This is a genomic window from Mesorhizobium sp. M7A.F.Ca.CA.004.12.1.1 (assembly GCF_003997835.1).
Lineage (GTDB): Bacteria > Pseudomonadota > Alphaproteobacteria > Rhizobiales > Rhizobiaceae > Mesorhizobium.
This window is the reverse complement of record NZ_RZRK01000325.1, coordinates 1-6482: the sequence shown is the minus strand read 5'-3', so window position 1 is coordinate 6482 and position 6482 is coordinate 1. Positions and strand designations below refer to the sequence as shown.

Genomic DNA, 6482 nt, shown 5'->3' with positions numbered 1-6482 from the left:
GGGTTTGTATCCTTAACGAATTTCGGCGTTTACCTCTTGTTTTAGCTTTGTTTTCCTCAAATTAAGCACGCCATTTAACGACGGATTCAAGCCTGCACGGCATTCTCGAAAGCATCGGAAGAGCATCCGGCAAGACGAAAGAAGGCAGCTCTCGGGAGCCTGACAGGGGCCGGAAAACAGGGGATTGAAATGGCACGTTTTGAAATGCTTGAAGCAGGTTTCGGCGCTATGGGAGCAACTGCCCAGGCCGACATCCTTTTCGAATTGGGCATGATGTATGCGACCGGCCGCGATTGCGAGACCGATGTCGTTGCCGCCCACAAATGGTTCAACATCGCCGCAATCAAGGGCTCGGCCCGCGCCGCCGAGCTGCGCTCGGAACTGTCGGCCGCCATGTCGAAGGTCGAGATCGCCACGGCGCTGCGCGAAGCCCGCGAATGGATGACCATGCACTGAAATCTGCCAATCGCAGACAGATCCATCGAAGACAGGGAAGCTCCGGGATCAAGGCCGCACAGACGGCCAGACCCGGCGAAATTGAAGGCCGCGCAAGACGGTCACGAAGGCAAGGGAAAGAACGCGGCAGGCCGCAAGGCCCAGTCGTGCGCGACACAGGGAAGCTGAGCGGATTTTTAGGCGCGGGGGCGCCTGGAGATTGCTCGACGGGCAAAAAAGCCGCGACCAGCCGGAACAAGGCTGGCGTGGCTTTTTGCGTGGATGACGTCTTGCAGGCCCAATCGAGCGGCGCCAATGCGCCTAGACAGGCCGAATGAAGGATGAAATTGTCCGGCCTCTCTGGAAGAAGCGCGGCCGGGGCGGCCGCGCGTGAGTGGAGGAGTTCTACCATCATGAAAAAATTGAGTATTTTGAACGCGGCCATATTCGGCCTGATGTTGAGCACGCCGGTCGCATTCGCAGACGACATCACCTTTGCGGTGGTGGGCCCGATGACAGGACAGCTCGCCACCATCGGCGATCAGTTCAAGCAGGGCGCACAGGCTGCCGCCGATGCGATCAACGCCGCGGGCGGTGTCGACGGTCGTCAGATCAAGCTGAGCATCGAAGACGACCAATGCGATCCCAAGCAGGCCGTGTCGGTTGCCAACCGCGTCGTCGCCGATGGCGTCAAGTTCATCGACGGCCATGCCTGCTCGGGTTCCAGCATTCCGGCATCAGCTGTCTATGCCGAAGCCGGCGCCTTGATGATGAGCCCGGCCTCGTCAAACCCGGTGCTGACCGATGCGGCAGCCAAGGCCGGCTGGCCGACGATCATGCGCCTTTATACGCGAGACGACGCGCAGGGCGCCTTCATCGGCCCATGGATCGCCAAGAAGTTTGCCGGCAAGAATGTCGTCGTCCTGCATGACAAGAGCGCCTACGGACAGGGCGTGGCTGACGCCGTCAGGGCAACGATGAATGCCGGCGGCCTCAAGGAGGTCTATTATGACGGCATCAACGCTGGCGAGAAGGACTATTCGGCTCTCGTCACCAAGCTCAAGGATTTGAAAGCCGACGTTGTTTATTTCGGCGGCTACCATCCTGAAGCCGGCCTGATCCTGCGTCAGTCGGCGGAACAGAATCTGAAGTTCCAGCTGATCATGCCGGACTCCATCGCCTCGCCGGAATTCTGGCAGGTTGCCGGCCCGGCCGGCGAGGGCACCATGTTCGTCTTCCCGTCGGATCCGCAGGCAAAGCCGGAAGCCAAGGCAGCCGTCGAGAAGATCAAGGCCGGCGGTTTCGTGCCGGAGGGTTTCACGCTGTTCTCTTACGCCACCATCCAGGCTTTCGCCGAAGGCATCAAGCGTGCCGGCAGCGACGACCCGGCCAAGGTTGCCGAAGCGTTGAAGAACGGTACGCCGATCAGCACCGTTGTCGGTGATGTCACCTTCGACGAGAAGGGCGACCTCAAGAATGCCAGCTACGACATCAACCAGTGGCATGACGGCAAATACGCGCCGATCGCGCAGTAATCGCCACCCTGCGACTGGATGGCATAGAGAAATGGCCGGGTTCATCCCGGCCATTTTTTTGCTTCCCCTGTCGTGGCCTTCCGAACCGTCAGCTCACTGCTGTGGTCGCGGCGTTGTGCTCCTCGACGAACCGCACCAGCACCGTTCCGTCGGTGACCTGTGCGCCCTCTGTGGCGATCTCGGCGATCACGCCGTCATGCGGCGCGGCGATGGTGTGCTCCATCTTCATCGCCTCGAGGATCAGCAGCGGCTGGCCCTTGATCACCGTATCGCCTTTTCCCACGCGCACCAGCTTGACCAATCCCGGCATCGGCGCACGCAGGCTGCCGGTGCTTGCCGCCGCCTCATCGGCCCGTGCCAACGGGTCCGGCACGGCGAAGGTGTAGCCAACGGCGCCTTCGAACACGGTAATATGGCCTGGCCAGCGGGCGAGGCGTGGCGTGGCGCGAAAATCATGCGAATTGGTGTCGCCATAGGGCTTGTCCAGCGCGACCTGGAATCGTCCGTCCGCCCGCACCGAAACCTTCGCCGCGATATCGTCTTCGCCGAACTTCAGCCATGTGCGTCGCGCCACGCTGTGGAAATGGGCATAGCCGACAAGCGACGACCACGGATCGTCGGATGACGGGGTTGCGCCGGCACCGGAGGCCGCAAGAGCGGCGGCAGCAATGGTTTCGTCGCTCGGCGGCGGGACGGTCGCCAAGGTTTCTTGGTGTCTGCCAATCAGGCTGGTGTCGACATCGCCTGCAGCAAAATCCGGATCGGCGGCGAGAGCGGCAAGAAAGGCGGTGTTGACGGTCGAGCCGGCGATCTCGGTCCGGGATAGCGCCGCGCCAAGCGCTTCCAGAGCCCCCTGACGGTCCGTGGCGTGGACGATCAGCTTGGCAATCATCGGGTCGTAATAGGGCGAGATGGCGTCACCCGCCCGCACGCCGGTCTCTATGCGCATTGTGGCGCCTTCGGAGGCTGCGTCTGGAAATTTCAGATGATGCAGCGTGCCGGTCGCCGGCAGGAACCCTTTTGCCGCGTCCTCGGCATAAATGCGCGCCTCGAAGGCATGGCCGACGAGCGCGATCTCGCTTTGCGTCTTCGGCAGCTTTTCGCCGCTGGCGACCCGCAACTGCCACTCGACCAGATCGGTGCCGGTTACCATTTCGGTGACCGGATGTTCGACCTGCAGGCGGGTGTTCATCTCCATGAACCAGAAGCGGTCGGCTTTCAGGCCCTGCGAGGCATCGACGATGAACTCGATGGTGCCGGCGCCTGAATAATTGATCGCCTTGGCGGCCTTCACCGCCGCATCCGTCATCGCCTTGCGCAAAGCCTCGGTCATGCCGGGCGCGGGCGATTCCTCGATCACTTTCTGGTGGCGGCGCTGCGCCGAGCAGTCGCGTTCATAAAGGTGCACTGCATTGCCGAAATTGTCGCCGAACACCTGCACCTCGATATGGCGCGGCTTGTCGACATATTTTTCGACCAGCACGCGGTCGTCGCCGAAAGCGGCTTTCGCCTCGCGCCGCGCGCTGGACAGCGCCTCGGAAAATTCATCGGGATGCTCGACCCGGCGCATACCCTTGCCGCCGCCGCCGGCGCGCGCCTTGATCAGCACCGGGTAGCCGATCTCGCGTGCCTTGGACGCAAGCAGCACGATCTCCTGCGCCTCGCCATGATAGCCCGGCACGACCGGCACGCCGGCCTTTTCCATGAGCCGCTTGGCGGCGTCCTTCAGCCCCATGGCCCGGATCGAGGCCGCCGACGGGCCGATGAAAATCAGCCCCGCCGCCACCACCTGGTCGACGAAATCGGGATTTTCCGACAGGAAGCCGTAGCCGGGGTGAATGGCTTGTGCGCCCGTTGCCAGGGCCGCGGCGATGATCTTGTCACCGCGCAGATAGCTTTCGCCGACGGGCGAGAGGCCGATATGCACCGCCTCGTCGGCCATCTCGACATGCAGGGATCTCGCATCGGCATCCGAATAGACGGCGATAGTGCGCACACCCATCTTGCGCGCCGTCCGGATGACACGACAAGCGATCTCACCGCGATTGGCGATCAGGATCTTGGCGAACATGGAGCCTCCCGGTTTTGCCTCGGGCAGCGCCATTCTGGCAGGCGCCAGCCTATTTGGAGGCAGCGATCTCGCAGGCGCCGCCGGTCGTGACCTTGTAGTGGCCGCGGGTTGACTGACAGGATTTCATCGCCAACTCTTCGGCCCTCTTTTGAGATGGTGCGTTGAGGTGGCCGCCGCAAACTATGTACGACGACATTATCCGCGCGTAGGGAGTGGTTGCGTACGCTGAATGGCCACCGGCCGCGACATAGGCCTTGTAGGTCTTGGTGCAGGGATCCTTGGGATTTCGCGGCAGGTACGGCGGGAAACGCTTGTCTCCCTCGCTTCCAGTGAGTGAGCCGGCCATGCCCGCGCCGCACGCGGCGACCGTCAGCAATCCGGCCAATATCGCCATGGCTGTTCGCCTGGAATTCGTGGATTTCATCTTGTCTTACCCAACGAGAAAAACCGGGCGTTTTCCGGCCTATTTGGACGCGGCGATGCTGCAGGCGCCGGCAACGGTAACCTTGTATTTGCTTTTGCTGGCCTGACAGGATTTCAGTGCCAGTTCCGCAGCCGCCTTCTGCGACGATGCATTCAGCTTCACGCCGCAAACGAAGTACTCGGTCGCCGGAACGATTGGCGTCGCCGCGAAAGCCGAATGGCCTGCGGCTGCGAGATACGCTGCGTAAGCCTTCCCGCAGCCCCCGGTGGTTCCTATAGGAATGGTCACTGGGTAGCGCACGTCGCCCTTGCTGCCTGCCAGCGATCCGGCCATGGCGGCGGTGGGGGCCGCCACGATCAGCAAGCCTGCCACTATAGAGGTGGCTGCTCCTTTGCGGGTCCAGGATTTCATACTGCTTCCCCCATTCGCAAAAAAGTCTCGGCTGGTTGCTTATTTCGATGACGAGATTGCGCAGCCGCCACTCGCGGTCTTGAGCTTCCACCGTGTCAAGCCGGCTTGGCAATTGCGCAGCGCCGTCTCTTCCGCCGCCTTCTGGGACGGCGCGTTGAGCTTCGTCCCGCAGACAATGTAGAGGTCGACGACACGCGAATAAAAGGTTGTAGCGTAGGCCGAATGACCGCTCGCCGCGACATAACCCTTGTAGGCAACGTTGCATTCGCCCGAACCCAAGGTCGGCGGAAAACGCACGTCTCCCTTGCGTCCTGCGAGCGATTCCGCCGAGCCGGCGTCGGTCGCTGTTAATATTAGAAATACAGAAAGTATCGAAGCAGCCGTTCCCTGGCAATATTTCAGTTTCATTTTCAGCCCGTCCCCATTGCCCCATGCTGGATAAGCAGTAGCGAATATTTTGCCTCGCCGCCAGTTCACTGTTTGAGAATCGAAGCCGCTTATGCTGATGAATCGATTGGCCCATACAGTTCAGCCTTTTCGCACGGCAGCAACGGCCTGCCGCTATAGTTCCGCCGTTTGGCCGTCGAAGTTGACCGTCCATTCTCACATCCGAAACACGCCAAAGCGCGTGTCCTCGATTTCGGCGTTGAGCGCAGCGGACAGGCTGAGCGCCAGCACGTCGCGCGTCTTCGCAGGGTCGATAATGCCGTCGTCCCAGAGGCGTGCGGACGAATAGAGCGGATGGCCCTCATGCTCGTATTTCATCAGGATCGGCTTCTTGGATTTCGCCTCCTCCTCGGCGCTCCATTCCCCGCCCTTGCGCTCGATGCCTTCGCGCTTGACCATGGCAAGCACCGTTGCCGCCTGCTCGCCGCCCATCACCGAGATGCGGGCGTTCGGCCATATCCACAGGAAGCGCGGCGAATAGGCGCGGCCGCACATGCCGTAATTGCCGGCGCCGAACGAACCGCCGATGATGACAGTCATCTTCGGCACCCTGGCGGTGGCGACCGCCATCACCAGCTTGGCGCCGTCCTTGGCGATGCCGCCTGCTTCATATTTTCGACCGACCATGAAGCCGGTGATGTTCTGCAGGAAGACAAGCGGGATCTTACGCTGGCAGCACAGCTCGATGAAGTGCGCGCCCTTCACAGCGCTTTCGGAAAACAGCACGCCGTTGTTGGCGATCATGCCGACCGGCATGCCATGCAGATGGGCAAAGCCGGTGATCAGCGTGGTGCCGTAATTCTGCTTGAACTCGTCGAATTCGGAACCGTCGACGATGCGCGCGATCACCTCGCGGACGTCATAGGGCTGGCGCAGGTCGGTAGGCACGATGCCGTACAGTTCATCCGCGGGATGAAGCGGCGGAATCGATTTCTGTAAGTTCAGACTTACAGTCTTGTTCCGATTCAGGTTTTTGACGATGCGTCGGCAAATGGCGAGCGCATGGTCGTCGTCGAGTGCATAGTGGTCGGCAACACCGGAAAGCCGCGTGTGCACATCGGCGCCGCCGAGATCCTCGGCGCTGACGTCTTCACCAGTGGCCGCCTTCACCAGCGGCGGACCGCCGAGGAAGATGGTCGCCTGGCTGCGCACCATGATC

Annotated in this window: 7 protein-coding genes; 2 read left to right on the top strand and 5 right to left on the bottom strand. The window is 61.6% G+C overall.

All coding sequences use genetic code 11. From position 1 onward, the window contains the following. The first annotated feature begins 189 nt into the window (after nucleotides 1-189). Together EN984_RS18090 and EN984_RS18085 are read left to right on the top strand one after the other, a co-directional pair. Nucleotides 190-456: a sel1 repeat family protein gene (locus EN984_RS18090; RefSeq protein ID WP_013532614.1), complete on the top strand. Its 267-nt coding sequence runs from the start codon at nucleotides 190-192 to the stop codon at nucleotides 454-456. Between the two features lie 392 nt (nucleotides 457-848). Continuing rightward, nucleotides 849-1970: an ABC transporter substrate-binding protein gene (locus tag EN984_RS18085; protein ID WP_127270990.1), complete on the top strand. Its 1122-nt coding sequence runs from the start codon at nucleotides 849-851 to the stop codon at nucleotides 1968-1970. A gap of 88 nt (nucleotides 1971-2058) precedes the next feature. Here the strand turns inward: EN984_RS18085 and EN984_RS18080 are convergent, their stop codons facing one another. From EN984_RS18080 to EN984_RS18060, 5 genes are all read right to left on the bottom strand, one after another. Beyond that, a complete protein-coding gene (locus tag EN984_RS18080) occupies nucleotides 2059-4041 on the bottom strand; it encodes an acetyl/propionyl/methylcrotonyl-CoA carboxylase subunit alpha (protein ID WP_127270992.1) in 1983 nt (660 codons plus the stop codon). A 49-nt stretch (nucleotides 4042-4090) separates the two neighbouring features. Next, nucleotides 4091-4435 carry a hypothetical protein gene (locus EN984_RS18075; RefSeq protein ID WP_236382870.1) on the bottom strand — a complete coding sequence of 115 codons (345 nt, stop codon included), beginning with the start codon at nucleotides 4433-4435 and terminating at the stop codon, nucleotides 4091-4093. Between the two features lie 69 nt (nucleotides 4436-4504). Then, on the bottom strand, nucleotides 4505-4876 hold the full coding sequence (locus EN984_RS18070) for a hypothetical protein (RefSeq protein WP_127269364.1): 372 nt from the start codon (nucleotides 4874-4876) through the stop codon (nucleotides 4505-4507). A gap of 39 nt (nucleotides 4877-4915) precedes the next feature. Then, a complete protein-coding gene (locus EN984_RS18065; protein WP_127269365.1) occupies nucleotides 4916-5284 on the bottom strand; it encodes a hypothetical protein in 369 nt (122 codons plus the stop codon). A gap of 195 nt (nucleotides 5285-5479) precedes the next feature. After that, nucleotides 5480-6482: carboxyl transferase domain-containing protein (locus tag EN984_RS18060; RefSeq protein ID WP_281057314.1), on the bottom strand; the 1003-nt coding region annotated here is incomplete at its 5' end.

Coding starts and splice junctions, on each gene's coding strand:
- EN984_RS18090 (WP_013532614.1), top strand. CDS start 190: ATGGCACGTTTTGAAATGCTTGAAGCAGGTTTCGGCGCTATGGGAGCA.
- EN984_RS18085 (WP_127270990.1), top strand. CDS start 849: ATGAAAAAATTGAGTATTTTGAACGCGGCCATATTCGGCCTGATGTTG.
- EN984_RS18080 (WP_127270992.1), bottom strand. CDS start 4,041: ATGTTCGCCAAGATCCTGATCGCCAATCGCGGTGAGATCGCTTGTCGT.
- EN984_RS18075 (WP_236382870.1), bottom strand. CDS start 4,435: ATGGCGATATTGGCCGGATTGCTGACGGTCGCCGCGTGCGGCGCGGGC.
- EN984_RS18070 (WP_127269364.1), bottom strand. CDS start 4,876: ATGAAATCCTGGACCCGCAAAGGAGCAGCCACCTCTATAGTGGCAGGC.
- EN984_RS18065 (WP_127269365.1), bottom strand. CDS start 5,284: ATGAAACTGAAATATTGCCAGGGAACGGCTGCTTCGATACTTTCTGTA.